This is a genomic window from Rickettsia endosymbiont of Proechinophthirus fluctus, from assembly GCF_001602635.1.
GTDB classification, from domain to species: domain Bacteria; phylum Pseudomonadota; class Alphaproteobacteria; order Rickettsiales; family Rickettsiaceae; genus Rickettsia; species Rickettsia rickettsii.
Genome location: NZ_LECS01000004.1, coordinates 123,852 through 140,827 on the forward strand (window position 1 = coordinate 123,852; position 16,976 = coordinate 140,827).

A 16,976-nucleotide genomic window follows, 5' to 3' on the forward strand; every position below is an offset into this window, starting at 1 on the left:
TTAATCCTTAGAAGAAACTGTTAAAACCTCTAGTTCCTGGATTCTTTTAAAGTCTTTTACATTTAGAGTTAATATCAGAAAATCTTTTGTAATAGCCGTTGCTGCAATAAGCATATCATGAGTTCCTATAGTTATACGTTGTGTGTATAAATCATGAGTAATACGTGCATATGTATATACTTCTTCAAGACCGAAAGGTAATACGTATTCTATAAAAGCTAAACATTTTATACGTTTATTCTCATTCTTGACTCTATCTACTCCTATTAATAGTTCAGTTAACACAATAGGGCTAATATAAGTCTGACCGTAAGGTGACCATTGCTGAGTACTTACCTTTTCTCTTTCTAAAGCTATGATTATAGCAGTATCAATAATTAATCCCATCTTTCAACCAATTTTTTAATATCTTGTTTAGTATTGTGTCTTATTTCTTCGCGATTTTTCATGAATTGATCAGCATCTTCAGGATCAAGATGTGGACCATTTTTAAAAGTTTCCTCTAAGTCTCTTACTGCTACAGAAGGCTTGATTTCTGCAGGCGTAATCCTTGCTACGATATGATTACCTTTTTGAACGTCAAAGCTTTCGCCTTTATAGTAAACTCTATTCATAATATCTGAAAAAGATCGTACAAATTCTGTTGCTCTAATAATTTGTGCCATATTTATCCTCAAAAATAATTACCATATTTATACCGTAGATACTTCAAGATTTGGTACGTCAAATTTTGGGATTCGCCTGTGCTCACTATTGTACGCTGTGTAGGTGCACTGCTTATTTGACTTCCAACTTTTGAAGTATCTATGGTATAAATATTATATGATTATGTGTAGATTATGTAAATATGTTTATGTAATATAAGCTAAAAATTCTCTGATTAAGATTTGAATAAAATAGAAAAGAGTTACGGCACAGCAGCACATTATTATACTAATTTGCATAGAGTAGGGGAGTGGTTTTGTTACGTTAGATTCTACTAAAGAAGGTTTATAAATAGAGCTTAATATTTTGAGCAGGTAAAGGCTTGAGAATATACTACTAGCTATTACGACAATCATAACAATGATTTGATTCTGTTCGCTTGCGGCAAGTAATATTGAGAATTTGCTAATAAATCCGCTAAAGATAGGTATACCGATTAATGATAATGAAGAGATAGATATAATAAAAGAAATTAAAGGAAATTCTTTGGATGTACCATGTAAATGCTGTACTTGATTGGATTTCTTTAAACTGTAAATACTTCCCATACTATAAAATAAGCAGATTTTTGTAAAAGAATGTGAAACTAAATGGAGTATTGCGGCTCCAAGTGCCTTAGGTGTTAACATGAAAGCACTAAGCAATGCAAGGCTTAATTGGTTCATAGTGGAGTAGGCGAGTATTTTTTTGATATTATCCGTGTCTAGGGCTTTGATTGAGCTATAAAATATGCTTACTATCGGTATAAAAATTAACCAGTTAAACTCGGCAAATATCATTTGTAAATACGATAAACCGAATATATATAATAGGATTTTGTAAATACAAAATAATCCGGTTTTAACCACTATTACGGCATGCAGCAAACTACTAATGGGGTAATGTGCAACCATTGCAGCAGGAAGCCATGAATGCACCGGAAAAATTGCAGTTTTAGCAATACCACAAATAAACATTAACAATAAAATAATTGACTGGTTTTTGGAAAAATAATTTTCTACTAAACTCCTACTTGCAAAATCTCCGTTACCGGTTTTAGTATAAATAATTATCACTGCCGGTAAAAATAATATTGTGGCAGAAATCATCAGAATTTTTAGATATTTATATAACCCGCTAAGCACTATATTATTTTTGGTATGTCCTATTAAAAAAGCTGTAGAAATAGTTAAAAGCTCATAGCAAATAAACATCGTGAATAAGTTGCTAGATAAAGCAATTAAAACACCGATTAGAATAGTGAAGTTAAAGAAAAATAAAAATCTAGAAGAATAGTCTATATTATTAATAGCAATATATTTAGGAGTGTAAAGTAAAGCACAAATCCATAAAAAGCCTATTAAACTTAAGAAAATAAGCCCTAAAGGTTCAAGATGGAATCCTATAGAGTAATTACCGCATATATTAAATTCAAACCCTGCTCTAATACCTTTTAAAAACAACCAGTCTATAATTAAAATATTACCGAAGAAAAAAATAGCGATAGTAATAAGTAAAAAATTACGTATAAAGCTATCTTTTTGAGTGGCATATGGGCTAGTTAAGTTTAATGCACCAACTAGCAAAGTTGATAGAATCAAAAGACTCGGAGTAGTAAATTGTGTAATCATGATAAGCTGTTATACTTTTTTTGATAGTATGGTTAGAGCATTACCTGTATGGCTTTCTATGTCATGCCTAGCTAAAAGTGGGGCAATCCAGAAAAAGCGAGATAAATCGTGCTTTTAGTTTTAAAAACTTACTGTGTTTATATTTTTTAATTACTGGATTCCCGCTTTCGCGGGAATGACAATAGTACCATTTTATAATGGTAAAATAACGATCCTACGGAGCTAAGTAAAATTATAATAAAATCTAATAGTAGATTTTGTGTTAATAATAATTCAAGAATATTTACTTTGATAAAAAATAATGGACTGATAGGTAAGCCACAGCTGCACATAATAGCAATTATTATTAAAACTTTGTTAGGCTCTCTTTTATAGCTTCCATTATAAGCATCTATCAAGAAAAGAGCTATTTTATTTATACTATCCGCAAGTAATAAACTTGGTAAAACTATTATACCATTTTCGGTTACGTATAATAAAAATACGTAACCTATTTGAGTGCAACATGAATAAATTATAATATTCTTGAAATCTTTTGTTTGGTAAGCAAAATATGGGGCTATAATAAGAGTAGATAAAGCGATAGGTTTTATAAAATTTGTAATAGCCATTTTAATTGGCTCATAGCCTATAATAATATAAGTAAATTTATATATTGTATATATTCCTATTATAGTAGAAATCCCTGCTAAATATACTAAAATAACTGAAGCCGTGTTATTATAAGCTCTCATCATCCAAAAATGCATAGGGAAAAAAGCTGTTTTTAAAATAGCACCTATTAAGAAAAAACCGATAGCTATAGTGATTATACGGGAATTAGTATGTGTTTGTAAATACGCTGCAATTTCTGCCATATTCAAACTACCCGTAATGCTTAGCAAAAATCCTATAGATATAAGAATAAGAGTTGCACCAATACTACCTATTATCAAATAATCAAAAGCTCCGATTAAAGATTTTGGATTATTACCTGAGGCTATTAGGACATAGCTACTAAGTGCCGAAATCTCTATAAATATATATAGATTAAAAAAATCGTGAGTAGCCATCATCCCTAAATAGCCCGTATGAGCGAATAATAATATACCGTAAAATAAAGATTTTCTATTATTGTTTATATATTTTAAGATAGTTTGATTAGTAATCTTATGACAAAAAACTAAAAAGAATAATAAAACTAAGTTAAGATAAATAATAATAGCTTGGTTTAGTGCATTTAGCCGATATTCTATTCCTATTTTTGAAGTCCATCCTCCCATGGTGTAAGATAGCTCCGTATTTTGTATAATGCTATATCCATAAACACTGACCAAAAGGCTAGATAAAATACAAATCGTAGTAATTATTCGTGCAAAGGTAATAAAGCGAAAAGATATTATTGAGAGTAAAGCCCCAAATAAAGGGAATAATATTTGTATGATAGGGACATGGTGAGCTAGAATCATTTATCAAAATTAATTTCATTTTCTGATATTGTACCACAATGTTTATAAATTTGATATATTAAACTTAAAGCTACGCTAAGAGTAGCAAACCCAACTACTATAGCAGTTAGCATTAATACATGAGGCAAAGGGCTAGTGTAAGTAGTGATGCCCTCTTGGAAAATAGGTACACCGCCTGTTTTAATTTTTCCGATACTTAAATAAAATACTAACACCGAACTTTGAAAGATTCCAAGCCCGATAATTTTATGAATATAATTACGACTTGTAAGCATTATAAATAAGCCGCTAGTGAGTAAGATCAAGGCAAAGAAATATATTAAATTATGCATAATTATGTTGTTATTGTAAGAAAAGTATTGTTACGTGAATCAGTTTCATCGTCATTGCCGCAGTGACGTTGGTAGACATTAATACGCTTTGAAAGAGTGATTAAATACGCATGTGACTTTTTTGCCCTTACGTATAGCGAGCTTAGGAAAAACCTGTTCAAGGATCACCATATTAGGATTATCTTGAGCAAGGCGATAATTTACTAAAGATTCTCGAAGTGAATCATCTACAGCAAAAATACCGGAAATTTCAGCGTTTTTATCTCTAAATTGCAGATAAGTAAACTCACCGTCATCAAAAATTTTAATAGGAGCTATTTCTTCGCTGCCGCTAATATAGTAATTAAAGTTATATTTTTCAGGATGAGTCAGGTCGGGACTTGCTAGGGCAGCAGAAAAAGTTTGCATATGACCGCTCATATTGTCATTTTCGTCATCCGGATAAAGAAACTTTACGTTAAAGACCATTTCAGGATCACGCATATCAAGAGTTTCGGCGGCATATAGTTCAAAGAAGTACGTCCGTTTATTAGTAATTAAAGTCATATTAGTAGTAGCATCCGGTTCCATCGGTTTAATAAAAATCCTATGACCGGCAGGTACTATTTGCCATGAAGTAGTATCTCCCATAGAAATACTTACTATTTCCTCGTCTCTTGCTAGTTCTATACTTGCTTGATAGCCGTAATATCCTGTGAATTTGAAAACATCGTCAGGGTTATAAGTCATAACTCTGAGACGTGGGTCTCGACCTAGAGGTCGTGATATAGTAAGAGCAAATACATCTAATGTAAGTATTATAAAAGTACAAAATATTATTAGTTGCTTCATCTTATTTCTGATTTTTATTCCTTAATAACTTTAGTTTGTAACTAGTAACGGTAAAATTGAACGGCATATCAGGTGATGTATTTGTACTGATAGAATCCATTATAAATCCGATTCTTGCTTCCCATACCATATTTTCTAAAATTGCATCCGTACTATTTTTTGCCAATGATTCAAAAGTAACAACTGCCTCGTTATCGTTTATATTGTTAATTGATAATATATTAATTGAGCGTCTATATAGTTTTTGATATCTTATGACCGGTGATAATGGGTTATCAATATTCATAAAATTAGCAAATTGCATATAAACAATACGCGTAGAAGCATTTTTGATAAAGGTAAATTGTTCTTTTAATATATCGTAATTGTATTCTTCTCGTTGGTTTACATAATTCTGAAGCATAATATTTGCAATAGAGGTATAAGGCTTTACTAATGTTGAATGTTTAGTATTAGTAACGGCAGCTTGTTTTTCGGCATCATCTTTTATTAAATAATTTACTTTTTTGTTTATAGGTAGCAATATGTTGATATTTATACAAATTAAGGTTAATAATAAGGTAAAAATCGTGCATATTAAAAGCAGAAGACTTCTATGACTGAACGGTAAGATATACTTAAAATTATACCATTTTTTTGCATCAATAAAATATTCGCCGGATTTGATATATTCTTGTATTGCGTTGGTTAATGGGTCCATAATTACTAGATTAATATCTAATTTTATTCTGTTTTAACACTCTATCATAATTATTATAATATGATTATGATTGAATTTAATGTTATTTAAGCTATAAAATAAGTTTATATTGTTGCTACAATACCAAATATTGTTTAACTTTAAAATTAAAATTATACAATAACAATTATTGACGGTAGTTATCATGTTATACTCATCCCACTTGAAAAATTGGCGACAATGTCTTTATAAGACTGCAGGTAGCCATGTATTAAGTATACGCTCTTCTCCTAAGCTGAACTTCGTATAACTACTCTTTATTTACTTCAGAGTATAATCGTTTACAATCTTTTTAATATTTTTTTTATTTATAAATAGATTTTTGTAAAAAATGCTTGTGAACTATTGTATAGTAAGGTAATTTTAAAATAGTAACAAGATAATTTAATAATGTATAATTAGAATGTTAAAATCATTAAAGCTTCTATTAGTATTAATTATGCTTGCTCAATTGTTGTCATGTACCCCTTCAGCTCCTTATGAAATTAAAAGCCCGTGTGTTTCTGCTGATATAGATGATGGTTCGGGTGTAAGCGTAAATCCTTGTATAAGAAGACCTGTTAATTCAGTAAATATAGTATAAAAGTAATAGTTTTACACAATAACAATGTAATAAGAAAAATACCTTTGATATGAATCATATATTTGGCTTCTTTAAATCAAGTAATAACTCGCAAAGCGGTTCAGGAGATACACAAACGCAAGAAAGTATTAAATCGGCTAATCCTTTAAAAATTACTCAGAATTGGTATGAAGAGCGATCTGATAAGTTACTTGTTCAACGTAACTTACTTATCATATTAATAATACTACTAACCATTTTTATGGTGATAGCAACTTTAGTAATAGCCTTTGTAGTGAAATCTAAACAGTTTGAGCCTTTTGTTATTCAGCTTAATAGTAATACCGGACGTGCCTCAGTGGTAGAACCTATTTCATCACCAGTGTTAACGGCGGATGAGTCTCTTACAAGGTATTTTATAAAGAAATACATAACGGCACGGGAAACATATAATCCGGTTGATTTTGCAACGATAGCTCGTACGACAATAAGATTATTTTCAACAAGCAGTGTTTATTACAATTATCTTGGCTATATAAGAAATAAAGATTTTGATCCTACTTTAAAATATAAAGAAGCAAATACTACATTTTTAGTAATAAAATCATGGTCAAAAATCGCAGCAGATAAATATATAGTTAGATTTTCTGTAAATGAAACATCAGGAAACCAATTAGTTTATAATAAAATAGCGGTAATAAGTTATGCTTATGTGCCTATGCAATTAACAGATTCAGAACTTGATGTAAATCCGGTAGGGTTTCAAGTGAACGGATATAGGGTAGACGATGACAATAGTTAGATTTTATTTTTTAGTTTTTATATTATTAAGCAGTTTTACAGTACAACGAGAATGTCCACTTGTAGATGATCCATGTAATAATAGTAATAATTATGTAGATGATTTATCTATCACTAAAGATAATAGGATAAAAACTTATATATATAATCCAAATGAAGTTTATTTATTAGTTTTGCATTTTGGCTTTCAATCGCATATAGAATTTGCTAAAAACGAAGAAGTCCAAAATATAATTCTTGGGGATGCTTATGCTTGGAAAATAACTCCTTTGGCAAATAGATTATTTATTAAGCCTCTTGAAAAAGATATTCGTACAAATATGACTATTATAACTAATAAAAGAATATATGAATTTGATATCGCTTCTACGGAACTTATGATGGGTAACGAAAGGGATTTAGTATATGTAATTAAATTTTACTACCCTAAGAAAAATAGTAATTACATGGCAAGATTTTAATCGATGTCATTTCTGCGTAGATATGTCATTGCGAGCAGCCGTAGGCTGCGTGGCAATCTTATGAAATAATACAAACTCCTGAGATTGCGGACGTACAACTGCTCTGGGGTTTCCTCGCAATGACAGAAAAATCGATCCACACAACAATGACAATAAAAACACTTTAACTAATATAATTGAGATATGGCTGAAGAGCAAAATAACAATCATAATACCGGTGCTTTATCAGGAGCAGATTCTCCTGAAGTACAAAGAGAATTATCAAAAGTTGCGGTTAGCTTTAATAAGAGTATTGCGATAGTAGTCGTAATTTGTGGTATTTTTATATATATTTTTTATACTCTTTTTTTCAGTACTGAAAAAGAAGAAATACCGGAGACTCAGATACCGAGTAATATTGTAAAACCTGTTATGGAAGTTGATGATAATATTCCGGAGATTCCAAAGTTACCTGATCCGCCTAAGCTTGAGACGCCCACCGCTCCTCCACCGCCTCTCCCTCCGGTAGTAAAAGTTCCACCGGTCTTACCTCCTACTACTCCTGTAGAAGAGAATAAAGACAAAACGCTTCCATTGCCGCCGGTTTCGTTGCCTTCAACTTCAGGAACGTTAGTTGAGAGCGATGCAGAGAAGCAACGTCGTGAAGCAAAAAGAAAATCAGCTATAGTGTTAATTGGTGGTGTAGAGCCTAAAAAAACACCGGAACAGATTACGGCAGAAACGACCTTTAAAGATCGTGGTGATATGTCTTTGGTTCTCGGACGCGGTAAATTAATTGATGCAGTCCTTGAGACGGCAATAAATAGTGATCTAGGCGGTGAAATAAGAGCCATTATTAGTAGAGACGTATTTTCTGAGAAAGATAAAGTGATATTGATACCGAAAGGGTCAAAAATATTCGGTAAATATGCAACCTCAACTTCGTCCGATAGTTATGGTAGAGTTTCTATAATATGGGATAGAATCGATTTAACGAGCGGTTATACTATAGAATTCGACTCACCTGCAGTTGATAATTTAGGTAGACCGGGATTACAAGGAAGAGTTGATAATAAATATAAAGAACAATTTGCAAATGCCGTATTACAATCCGGCTTTAATATAGGGCTTGCTAAAGTCCTTGATAAGTTAGTGCCGCCTCCTATAGCTTCTCAGGCAGCGGCTACCAATAGTGCTACGGCAAAACAATTGTTAAATATTGCTCAAACTATTGCGTTTAATACCGCTATGGATGCAAATACTAGGATAGTTACAATTTGTACTAATATACTTGCTGCTATTACCGATAAAACTTCGACTGCTTATACTACTATGACTCAAGCATGTACAACCGCAGAAACTCCTTCTTCAGCGAATACTGCTGAGCAGAGACTTCAAACCTTAGTACAAGCAGTTAATACGGCAGCTTCAAGTTTGCTTACTACTACCTCTATAGCATCAACTCCGACGCAAGCACAACAAGCTTCTACTCAAGCTTTTACGGATGTAACGAATGTTGTAAAAAATATGATAACTCAGCAGCAGTTTAAGCCGACGACAACGGTTAATCAAGGTACGCCGGTTAGAATATACGTTAATAAGGATTATAAATTCCCAAAAGCCGTTTTATTAAAATCGAAGGTAATGAAATGAGTGAAGAATTTGCAGCCTTAGAGACGTTTTTACTTCCTTTTAAAAATTTATTTGCTGAAGACGGTATTAACGAAATTATGGTTAATAAGCCCGGAGAAGTATGGGTTGAAAAAAAAGGCGATATATATTCTAAGCAAATACCGGAACTGGATAGCGAACATCTACTTGCATTAGGGAGTTTAGTCGCTCAATCTACCGAACAGATGATTTCAGAAGAGAAACCGCTTCTTTCGGCAACTTTGCCGAATGGCTACCGTATTCAAATAGTATTTCCTCCTGCTTGTGAGATAGGACAAATCATTTATGCTATAAGAAAGCCTAACGGTATGAATCTAACTTTAGATGAATATGCTAAAATGGGAGCATTTGATGATACTGCAACAGAGAGTTTAGTAGATGAAGATGCAGTAATTTTAAATAATTTCTTAGCTGAAAAAAAGATTAAAGAATTTATTAGACATGCAGTTGTTTCAAAGAAAAATATCATAATTAGCGGCGGTACTTCAACCGGTAAAACTACTTTTACTAATGCGGCACTCACTGAAATACCTGTAATAGAAAGATTAATTACTGTAGAAGATGCTCGTGAGGTTGTGCTATCACGCCATCCTAACAGAGTGCATTTACTGGCTTCCAAAGGAGGACAGGGGCGTGCAAATGTTACTACTCAAGATTTAATAGAGGCCTGTTTGCGTTTAAGACCAGATAGGATTATAGTAGGTGAGCTTCGAGGTAAGGAAGCTTTTAGTTTTTTGCGTGCTATTAATACAGGTCATCCCGGTTCAATATCAACACTGCATGCTGATAGTCCCGCTATGGCTATTGAGCAGTTAAAGCTTATGGTTATGCAAGCAGATCTTGGTATGCCGCCTGAAGAAGTAAAGAAGTATATTTTAACCGTTGTAGATATCGTTGTGCAGTTAAAACGCGGTAGCGGCGGGAAAAGATATGTTTCGGAAGTATATTATAAGAAGAACAAGAACGCTGAGGGGATGGTTTAAAAACGTCATTGCGAGGAAATTATGAAGTAATTGACTAAGCACAATCTCAGGCCACAATCCTGAGATTGCTACGCTCCTTTTAGTTGTACGCAATGACGTAAAAATTACTCCACGCAGAAACTAATATATAAGCATAAACTAGGAATATCAATTCATGGAATGGCATAAGATACTTAAAGTTACTAGAAATATATTCGGTCATGCTATAATTCATCCGGTTGTTATTTTTTGTACCATTTGGATAAGCGGTGCATTTGTTGCAATTTTTACTAATGAGGTTGGAGCTTTAGGTGTAAATATAAATGCTATAAATATTGCTTATAAGTGGGCTTATTGGCTTATTAACGTTTGGGGGCAGTTAAAACTTTCCGACTATAATTATTTAAAATTGAAGCTACTTGCCTCTCTTCTCAGTCCGGCTATTATTGTTATAATATTTTACATTAAAAATTTTGAAAGAATAAAATCATTACAATTTTTTAAACAAGATGAAAAAGTATATGGAGATGCAAGCTGGGCTAATCCGTCAGATATAGAGGCTGCAGGTCTTAGATCTAAGAAAGGTATGCTGATCGGTGTTGATGCCGGTGGATATTTTGTTGCAGACGGGTTCCAGCATGCTTTATTATTTGCTCCTACCGGTTCAGGTAAAGGTGTAGGGTTTGTGATACCTAACTTGTTATTTTGGAGTGATTCGGTAGTAGTGCATGACATAAAGCTTGAAAATCATGGGTTGACAAGTGGTTGGCGTGAGAAGCAAGGGCAGAAAGTTTTTGTATGGGAGCCTTCTAATCCTGATGGTGTTACTCATTGTTATAATCCGATTGATTGGGTTAGTACTAAGCCTGGGCAAATGGTTGATGACGTTCAAAAAATTTCAAATCTTATAATGCCGGAAAAGGATTTTTGGAATAATGAGGCACGAAGCTTATTTTTAGGCGTAACTCTATATTTAATAGCCGATCCTACTAAAACTAAATCTTTTGGTGAAGTAGTGCGTACTATGAGGAGTGACGACGTAGTTTATAATCTAGCGGTCGTACTCGATACGCTTGGTGGTGTAATACATCCTGTTGCATATATGAATATTGCTGCATTTTTGCAAAAAGCCGATAAAGAGCGTTCCGGCGTAATATCTACAATGAACTCATCGCTTGAATTATGGGCAAATCCACTTATTGATTCAGCTACAGCATCTTCTGATTTCAATATACAAGAATTTAAAAAAGTCAAAACAACCGTATATGTAGGGTTAACACCCGATAATATACAGCGTTTACAAAAATTAATGCAGGTGTTTTATCAGCAGGCGACAGAATTTTTAAGCCGTAAAATGCCGGATTTAAAGGAAGAGCCGTATGGAGTAATGTTCTTACTTGACGAGTTCCCGACGCTCGGGAAGATGGATACTTTTAAAGCCGGTATAGCTTATTTTAGAGGTTATAGAGTTCGTTTATTTTTAATTATCCAAGATACACAGCAGCTAAAAGGAACATATGAAGATGCCGGGATGAATTCTTTCTTATCTAATGCAACATATCGTATTACTTTTGCCGCTAATAACTATGAAACGGCAAATTTAATATCGCAGCTTGTCGGTAATAAGACGGTAGAACAAAGATCATTTAGTAAACCTTTATTTTTTGATCTTAATATTGCTACTAGAACCCAAAATGTTTCTCAGGTTCAAAGAGCTTTACTTTTACCTCAAGAAGTAATACAGTTACCGAGAGATGAGCAAATTGTTTTAATAGAATCCTTTCCGCCTATAAAATCGCGTAAAATTAAGTATTATGAAGATAAGTTTTTTACTAGTAGATTATTACCGCCGACTTTTGTACCTACTCAAGTACCTTTTGACCCTAGGGCAAATAATAATGAGGCTTCGGAAGAGACCGAAACAATAACTGTTCCGGAAAATAATGAGTAAAATGCGTTCAGCTATTATTGATATCGGTTCAAATGCTTTAAGAGCTGTAGTTTATGAAAGTGATGAGCTTGGAGCGCCGGAAATTTTTAATTATAAATTTAGAAATTATCTTACAAATTTACTTAATTTAGATAATTTAGACGTAAAACATCAAACATATTTATCTCTACAATATCTTATTCATATTTTTACCAAACTGTCTGTTACTAATATTCGATGTGTTGCAACAGCTATACTGAGGGGGCATCCTAAAGCAGATGAATTCAAAGCTATAATTAAAAAGAGATTCAATATTGATATTGAAATTATCTCAGGTGAACGTGAAGCTTATTTAACTGCTGCTGGATTAATTTCCGGTATTAGTGATGCTTTCGGTATTGTAGCTGATCTTGGAGGTGGAAGTCTTGAGCTTGCACAGATTGGAAATAAAAAAGTCGGTAAATTAAAATCATTGCCGCTTGGTACAAAAATTATTGTTAGTAGTAATTTTGGTGATGTCGGGCTGATTACTAAAATGCTAGAGGAAGAATTTGGAGCTGCACATTATCCTAATTTATATTTAATTGGCGGTGCATTACGTCTAATGAGCCGTATATACATGGAGTCTATAAATTATCCCCTTAAAAATTTACATAATTTTGAAATAAATCGTGTAGAGTTTGAGTTATATTTAGAGAAATTATCGCAAATCGATAAATTAAAACTGAGTTATTACGAGCAGAAAGTCATAAATTATAATGCAGTTTTAGTAATAAAAGCAATGATTAAGGTATTTTCACCGGGAAAAATTATTATCTCAAATTACGGTTTAAAAGAAGGAGTAAGATTTGACTCGTTGCCGTCTCATGAAACAGAAAAAGATATTATTTATGAGAGGGTGAAGAGATTAGTAAAATTTGATAGAAATATATGTAAAATTGAAAAATATATTGAAGCAGTACAATATCTTTTAATTAATGCCGATGCCACGACTCTTATTATTATTGAACTCGCTATAATGTTAGCACAATATAATAAAAATATTGATAAAACGCTTAGAGCAAATTTTGTTTCGGAATTTATATTATCTTCAGACATTCCTTTTAGTCATAGACAGCGTCTTATGCTAGGTATTGCCCTTACGGTTACTTATACTGCTAAAACTGATATGCAGATTAATAAAATAGCTAAGAAAATGATTAATAAAAGTGATTATTACAACAGTCATATAATCGGTTATTATATAAAAATTGCTAGAGAAATTGATGGGCCAGAATTTCAAGAGCCTTCTTTTGCGATTAAATTAAAAGACGATAAATTTTTACAAATTAATGCTTCAAATATCTTGCCTAAACAAGTCTTTGAAAAGGTTTGTGAACGTTTAAAAGATATAAGTTCTGCTAGAAAAAATATTAGGTATAATTTTAGTGATTAGGTTTTTTTTGTTATAGTGCCGGATAGTTTTCGAAAAGCCAGTAATGTCATACCTGCGAAAGCAGGGATACAGGCTAAAAAATCTTGATTGCAAAGATTTTTTTATTATATTGTTTCACTTTTAAAGTAAAATCTTTAAAAAGCTTTAAAGTACTGGATTCCTGCTTGCGTAGGTATGACATAAAAAGTGCCACACAACAATAGCTAAATTAATTACGCTCCATCAAATGTGTCACAATTATATTCCTTTGTACATCCTATAATAGTAGATTCCATTTTAGGAACTATGTGTTCCACCCAAAAATCTACCAAAAGTTGCATTGCATTAATAATAAGTGAATCTTCGATGGGATGCAATAAATTATCTATACTAATTTCTAGATACCTAACTATGAACTCTGCAGTGCTATCATCTGATTCTCTGTGTATAAGATTTCCAATTCTTTCTAAGTAGTAAACTTGCTCGCTAGTAAGATCTTTATCTTTTATTATTTGTGGTAGAATCTTGGTTAATATACATTGTAATTGAACTTTTTGATCAGTTGCAAATTATTCATAATAATCCTGTTCTTTTACACACGGTAATTTTAGTAAATTAATAATTAAATTGGTCACATAATATGGGTATGAGAATTAGTTTTTATAACTTCCTCTAATTCTCTTGTATCTGTTCCGGTTTATAATTATTAAAGTAAAATATAGGTAATATAGTATCGTTTTTTAAATATTTAATCAATTCTTTACTATTGTTATATTTACTACTCATTTCATTTTTTTCCTCTGGTGTTAATATTAAATGTGCCTTAAATCAAGTATTGGTTTTGCCGCTCTACTATATTCATATTAACTATTAATTAAGTGCTTTAAGCTGTCAAAATTTTTAGGCAAAAATATTTTATCATCATTTTGATATGGTACATTTTTTATGAAATCTGTTTTCAAAATTTGAAAACTATTATTTAGTGGGATACTTGCATTGTACAAAATTTTCTCTATTGCATAATGTCCAAATTTATGTGCTATTATTGATTCTAAATTTAATTTTTCTGCGCCTATACATATTAGGTTATTGTCTCAATCGTAATGAGAAAATGATTTATTATCAAATATTATTTTTAGGCTATCTTGCACTTTAATATTAACCACTGCTATTTATAGGCTAATAACTTATTTGTAGGCCCCTATTGCAAAAGCTTTGTATAGTTATGAAGAAATGATATTGTCATTTAAATCGCTTACATTGTAAGTCCTTGTCATTAAAATAGTAATATAGTAATATCAGAGTTTTCGCTATATGCAATCGGTGATAATTTTTCTATTTTAAATTTTGTAATATTAAGTTCTTCAATATTTATCTCAATTTTATTATATTCAATAAAGCTTTTAAACTCTTGAAAACTTAAATAACTAGCCAATTTTTTAATTCAAATCCTTCTATTTTAAATTCACTAATTACATTGTTATTGTGCTACTCAATCGTTCTCTTTTTAAACTTAATCAACTCTTGCAACATGCTGCTTTTTGTATCTCTATATTGTATAGTATCAAAATTTATAAATGCTGCTACATCAAGCATAGATGTATCATCGATGTTATGTATATATCTATCGTGTTTAGCAGAAGTAAAGTGGCTAGGGTTAGCATAAGAAATAATAAGTGTATATGCTTCTAGATCAAATGACGTGATGGTATGATGTAACCCTAACAAATTATAGCTGTTCTTAGATGCTAAAATTGATTTTATTTCGTCATATTTTTTAGTTTTTATAAAATTTTATTAGCTTATTCAAAGCTGTTATGGGTCATTGTGAATAATATTCAGATGGTAAAGACATGTTTTATATCCTATCAAGTTGCTATATTTCATGGTAATATGTTTTATAATAAATAGTATATCTTTCTATTTGTAAAGAAATAATTTTAATTACATTAACGAACATTAACATCTTATTAAGCTCTCTTAGTCTACCTCCCAAATCATTATATAATCCTGAAAACAATAAATATATTAGGATATATGATAAAAAATTATTGGAAAAAGTTTTAGAAGAATAGTACTACCAAATCACAAAATTTTATTGAACTAAACGACATTGCATATGGTAATTTAATCAGAGTCGACATAGAAGCTTATCGCGAAAATGTTATAGTATATAGATGTATTAATTTAATTGCACAATCGGTGGGACATGTTCTGTGGAAAGTGCTTAAAAGTAAAACCGGAGCAGTAATATTTAGACTATCCGGTGCATTATTTACTAAAAAAACCGAATCCCAAAAAAGCCGGAGCGGATTTTGTTAGTGAGCTAATTGCAAGCAAATTATTATTCGGTAATAGTGATATTTTATCAGCTCTAGACTCGTACCCTAAAGAGATTTACTTACTACCGGCTCTTGTTACGGAATTGGTTATAGAACATAACAATTTAGTTGCTTATTTTGATTTGAAATTATTTGTCTGTTAACTCTTGCAGTAGCGAAAATTAGCGGTATAGGTTTGCCGTAATTAGCTGTTACATATTTAAAACTTTCTTTGAAATTTTTAATATTGTCATATTCTATCGGTTCGTGATTTAGTTGATCGCAATACTCACCAAGCATTTTGCCGACAAATCTTCCCACGCTTGAACATATGCCGCCGCCAAATGCATTTCCAACAGTACTGCCAAGCGAACTAAAAAAACTTCCAAACATATTTACCATATTATAATTTAATATGGATTGATATTAGCAGTATGATGTGATAACACTAATATATATCATTCCTGCGAAAGCGAGAATCTAGGAAAACATATAAAAAAACAAGCTTTTATATGTTTATTTTGTCAAACATGTACCAATTATTAAGGTTATTTTTTCTGGATTCCCGCTTTCGCAGGAATGACATAGAAAATCACAGGGTGATATGCTGCCTTTAAAAAAATGGAAATCATAAATGTTTAAAAAATATATATTTATTCTAATATTATTTATTGCTTCTATAGCTCGTGCAGAAATTATAGAAGTGGATAGTTTAAATAAAATAAAACAAGATTTTAAAGAAAATTATAATAAAAATTATGTACCTCAGGATTTATTAGTAGTAACGGTTCTAGATGATTTTTTGTTTAAGTCTTTAGTGCCTATCGTTACACAGCTTGATAAAGACATTTATCTTACACTAACTCCTCTTTTATTTAATATTAATAAAAATGCAAAAGCTATTTATATAAAGCAATTGCTTTTAACTAATGATAGTTATAAGAAAGAATTACAAGAATCTGATTTTCCAAATTTTGTAAATGAAATGAGTAATAGTAAAATCCCCATAATAGCAGTAAATGATGGGTTTACCGGTAATTTTAATAATATTCCTAAATTTGAGATATGGTTTGCCGATTATTTAAAGAAAAATTTCGATATTGATTTTTCAAATAGTTTTCCAAACAATAATTATATTATTTTTAATAATTTAGACAGTTTTGCTAATACTTATCCGGTATTTTATAAGGGTATATTGACGAGTAATAAT

At 31.4% G+C, this 16,976-nt stretch carries 18 protein-coding genes and 3 pseudogenes; 9 read left to right on the forward strand and 12 right to left on the reverse strand.

The annotated features are described in order from the left end of the window. The 8 genes and pseudogenes from BG75_RS02470 to BG75_RS02500 all read right to left on the reverse strand — a co-directional run bounded on the left by BG75_RS02470 (position 1) and on the right by BG75_RS02500 (position 5,626). Positions 1–387 carry a PIN domain-containing protein gene (locus BG75_RS02470; protein ID WP_062811323.1) on the reverse strand — a complete coding sequence of 129 codons (387 nt, stop codon included), beginning with the start codon at positions 385–387 and terminating at the stop codon, positions 1–3. After that, positions 378–665 carry a type II toxin-antitoxin system antitoxin VapB gene (gene vapB / locus BG75_RS02475; protein WP_062811324.1) on the reverse strand — a complete coding sequence of 96 codons (288 nt, stop codon included), beginning with the start codon at positions 663–665 and terminating at the stop codon, positions 378–380. The genes BG75_RS02470 and vapB overlap by 10 nt, the downstream gene beginning before the upstream one ends. Before the next feature lie 30 nt (positions 666–695). After that, a pseudogene (locus BG75_RS08190) lies at positions 696–814 on the reverse strand (palindromic element RPE5 domain-containing protein); the annotation flags it as partial. Between the two features lie 37 nt (positions 815–851). Further along, positions 852–2,315, reverse strand: coding sequence for a proton-conducting transporter membrane subunit (locus tag BG75_RS02480; protein WP_062811325.1), 1,464 nt, complete (start codon positions 2,313–2,315; stop codon positions 852–854). Between the two features lie 146 nt (positions 2,316–2,461). Next, complete coding sequence (locus tag BG75_RS02485; protein WP_062811326.1) at positions 2,462–3,763, reverse strand: proton-conducting transporter membrane subunit; 1,302 nt, start codon at positions 3,761–3,763, stop codon at positions 2,462–2,464. Further along, complete coding sequence (locus BG75_RS02490) at positions 3,760–4,095, reverse strand: Na+/H+ antiporter subunit C (RefSeq protein WP_062811327.1); 336 nt, start codon at positions 4,093–4,095, stop codon at positions 3,760–3,762. The genes BG75_RS02485 and BG75_RS02490 overlap by 4 nt, the downstream gene beginning before the upstream one ends. A 78-nt stretch (positions 4,096–4,173) precedes the next feature. Beyond that, the gene (gene virB9 / locus BG75_RS02495) at positions 4,174–4,926 is read right to left on the reverse strand and encodes a P-type conjugative transfer protein VirB9 (RefSeq protein WP_062811328.1); all 753 of its coding nucleotides are present in this window, start codon (positions 4,924–4,926) and stop codon (positions 4,174–4,176) included. A gap of 1 nt (position 4,927) precedes the next feature. Continuing rightward, positions 4,928–5,626: a virB8 family protein gene (locus tag BG75_RS02500; protein ID WP_062811329.1), complete on the reverse strand. Its 699-nt coding sequence runs from the start codon at positions 5,624–5,626 to the stop codon at positions 4,928–4,930. 442 nt (positions 5,627–6,068) lie between these two features. On the opposite strand from BG75_RS02500, the gene BG75_RS02505 reads away from it, so the two are divergent. From BG75_RS02505 to BG75_RS02535, 7 genes are all read left to right on the forward strand, one after another. Next, positions 6,069–6,248 (forward strand): DUF2706 domain-containing protein, encoded by a 180-nt coding sequence (locus BG75_RS02505; protein WP_062811330.1) that lies wholly within the window; start codon positions 6,069–6,071, stop codon positions 6,246–6,248. A gap of 49 nt (positions 6,249–6,297) precedes the next feature. Beyond that, complete coding sequence (locus BG75_RS02510) at positions 6,298–7,029, forward strand: virB8 family protein (protein ID WP_062811331.1); 732 nt, start codon at positions 6,298–6,300, stop codon at positions 7,027–7,029. Continuing rightward, on the forward strand, positions 7,016–7,489 hold the full coding sequence (locus BG75_RS02515) for a TrbG/VirB9 family P-type conjugative transfer protein (RefSeq protein WP_062811332.1): 474 nt from the start codon (positions 7,016–7,018) through the stop codon (positions 7,487–7,489). The genes BG75_RS02510 and BG75_RS02515 overlap by 14 nt, the downstream gene beginning before the upstream one ends. Positions 7,490–7,672: 183 nt before the next feature. Then, the gene (locus tag BG75_RS02520; protein ID WP_062811333.1) at positions 7,673–9,121 is read left to right on the forward strand and encodes a TrbI/VirB10 family protein; all 1,449 of its coding nucleotides are present in this window, start codon (positions 7,673–7,675) and stop codon (positions 9,119–9,121) included. Next, positions 9,118–10,122, forward strand: coding sequence for a P-type DNA transfer ATPase VirB11 (gene virB11 / locus BG75_RS02525; RefSeq protein ID WP_062811334.1), 1,005 nt, complete (start codon positions 9,118–9,120; stop codon positions 10,120–10,122). The genes BG75_RS02520 and virB11 overlap by 4 nt, the downstream gene beginning before the upstream one ends. A 154-nt stretch (positions 10,123–10,276) precedes the next feature. Next, positions 10,277–12,052: a type IV secretory system conjugative DNA transfer family protein gene (locus BG75_RS02530; RefSeq protein ID WP_062811335.1), complete on the forward strand. Its 1,776-nt coding sequence runs from the start codon at positions 10,277–10,279 to the stop codon at positions 12,050–12,052. Between the two features lies 1 nt (position 12,053). Beyond that, complete coding sequence (locus BG75_RS02535; protein WP_062811863.1) at positions 12,054–13,466, forward strand: Ppx/GppA phosphatase family protein; 1,413 nt, start codon at positions 12,054–12,056, stop codon at positions 13,464–13,466. Here BG75_RS02535 and BG75_RS10530 read toward each other — a convergent pair. The 3 genes and pseudogenes from BG75_RS10530 to BG75_RS02545 all read right to left on the reverse strand — a co-directional run bounded on the left by BG75_RS10530 (position 13,463) and on the right by BG75_RS02545 (position 15,173). Then, positions 13,463–13,647: pseudogene (locus BG75_RS10530) on the reverse strand (hypothetical protein). The gene BG75_RS02535 and the pseudogene BG75_RS10530 sit on opposite strands and share 4 nt — an antisense overlap. A 1,074-nt stretch (positions 13,648–14,721) precedes the next feature. Next, positions 14,722–14,880, reverse strand: a complete 159-nt coding sequence (locus tag BG75_RS08195; protein ID WP_156468965.1) for a hypothetical protein — start codon at positions 14,878–14,880, stop codon at positions 14,722–14,724. Positions 14,881–14,933: 53 nt separating this feature from the next. Further along, entirely contained in the window at positions 14,934–15,173 is a 240-nt protein-coding gene (locus tag BG75_RS02545; protein ID WP_062811336.1) for a hypothetical protein, read from the reverse strand. Positions 15,174–15,542: 369 nt separating this feature from the next. Here BG75_RS02545 and BG75_RS09545 point away from each other — a divergent pair. Next, positions 15,543–15,903, forward strand: a pseudogene (locus BG75_RS09545) (phage portal protein); the annotation flags it as partial. Here BG75_RS09545 and BG75_RS02555 read toward each other — a convergent pair. After that, positions 15,875–16,159 carry a hypothetical protein gene (locus BG75_RS02555; protein ID WP_062811864.1) on the reverse strand — a complete coding sequence of 95 codons (285 nt, stop codon included), beginning with the start codon at positions 16,157–16,159 and terminating at the stop codon, positions 15,875–15,877. The pseudogene BG75_RS09545 and the gene BG75_RS02555 sit on opposite strands and share 29 nt — an antisense overlap. A gap of 241 nt (positions 16,160–16,400) precedes the next feature. Between BG75_RS02555 and BG75_RS09550 the strand changes: the two genes are divergently transcribed. After that, positions 16,401–16,976 (forward strand): hypothetical protein (locus BG75_RS09550; protein WP_252903593.1); only part of this gene is annotated, 576 nt, incomplete at its 3' end.

Bases quoted from the DNA above. Each gene is read 5' to 3' on its own strand.
- BG75_RS02510 (WP_062811331.1), top strand. From the start codon at position 6,298: ATGAATCATATATTTGGCTTCTTTAAATCAAGTAATAACTCGCAAAGC.
- BG75_RS02535 (WP_062811863.1), top strand. From the start codon at position 12,054: ATGCGTTCAGCTATTATTGATATCGGTTCAAATGCTTTAAGAGCTGTA.
- BG75_RS02515 (WP_062811332.1), top strand. From the start codon at position 7,016: ATGACAATAGTTAGATTTTATTTTTTAGTTTTTATATTATTAAGCAGT.
- BG75_RS02500 (WP_062811329.1), bottom strand. From the start codon at position 5,626: ATGGACCCATTAACCAACGCAATACAAGAATATATCAAATCCGGCGAA.
- vapB (WP_062811324.1), bottom strand. From the start codon at position 665: ATGGCACAAATTATTAGAGCAACAGAATTTGTACGATCTTTTTCAGAT.
- BG75_RS02555 (WP_062811864.1), bottom strand. From the start codon at position 16,159: ATGTTTGGAAGTTTTTTTAGTTCGCTTGGCAGTACTGTTGGAAATGCA.
- virB11 (WP_062811334.1), top strand. From the start codon at position 9,118: ATGAGTGAAGAATTTGCAGCCTTAGAGACGTTTTTACTTCCTTTTAAA.
- BG75_RS02520 (WP_062811333.1), top strand. From the start codon at position 7,673: ATGGCTGAAGAGCAAAATAACAATCATAATACCGGTGCTTTATCAGGA.
- BG75_RS02530 (WP_062811335.1), top strand. From the start codon at position 10,277: ATGGAATGGCATAAGATACTTAAAGTTACTAGAAATATATTCGGTCAT.
- BG75_RS02490 (WP_062811327.1), bottom strand. From the start codon at position 4,095: ATGCATAATTTAATATATTTCTTTGCCTTGATCTTACTCACTAGCGGC.
- BG75_RS02485 (WP_062811326.1), bottom strand. From the start codon at position 3,763: ATGATTCTAGCTCACCATGTCCCTATCATACAAATATTATTCCCTTTA.
- BG75_RS02480 (WP_062811325.1), bottom strand. From the start codon at position 2,315: ATGATTACACAATTTACTACTCCGAGTCTTTTGATTCTATCAACTTTG.
- BG75_RS02505 (WP_062811330.1), top strand. From the start codon at position 6,069: ATGTTAAAATCATTAAAGCTTCTATTAGTATTAATTATGCTTGCTCAA.
- virB9 (WP_062811328.1), bottom strand. From the start codon at position 4,926: ATGAAGCAACTAATAATATTTTGTACTTTTATAATACTTACATTAGAT.
- BG75_RS02470 (WP_062811323.1), bottom strand. From the start codon at position 387: ATGGGATTAATTATTGATACTGCTATAATCATAGCTTTAGAAAGAGAA.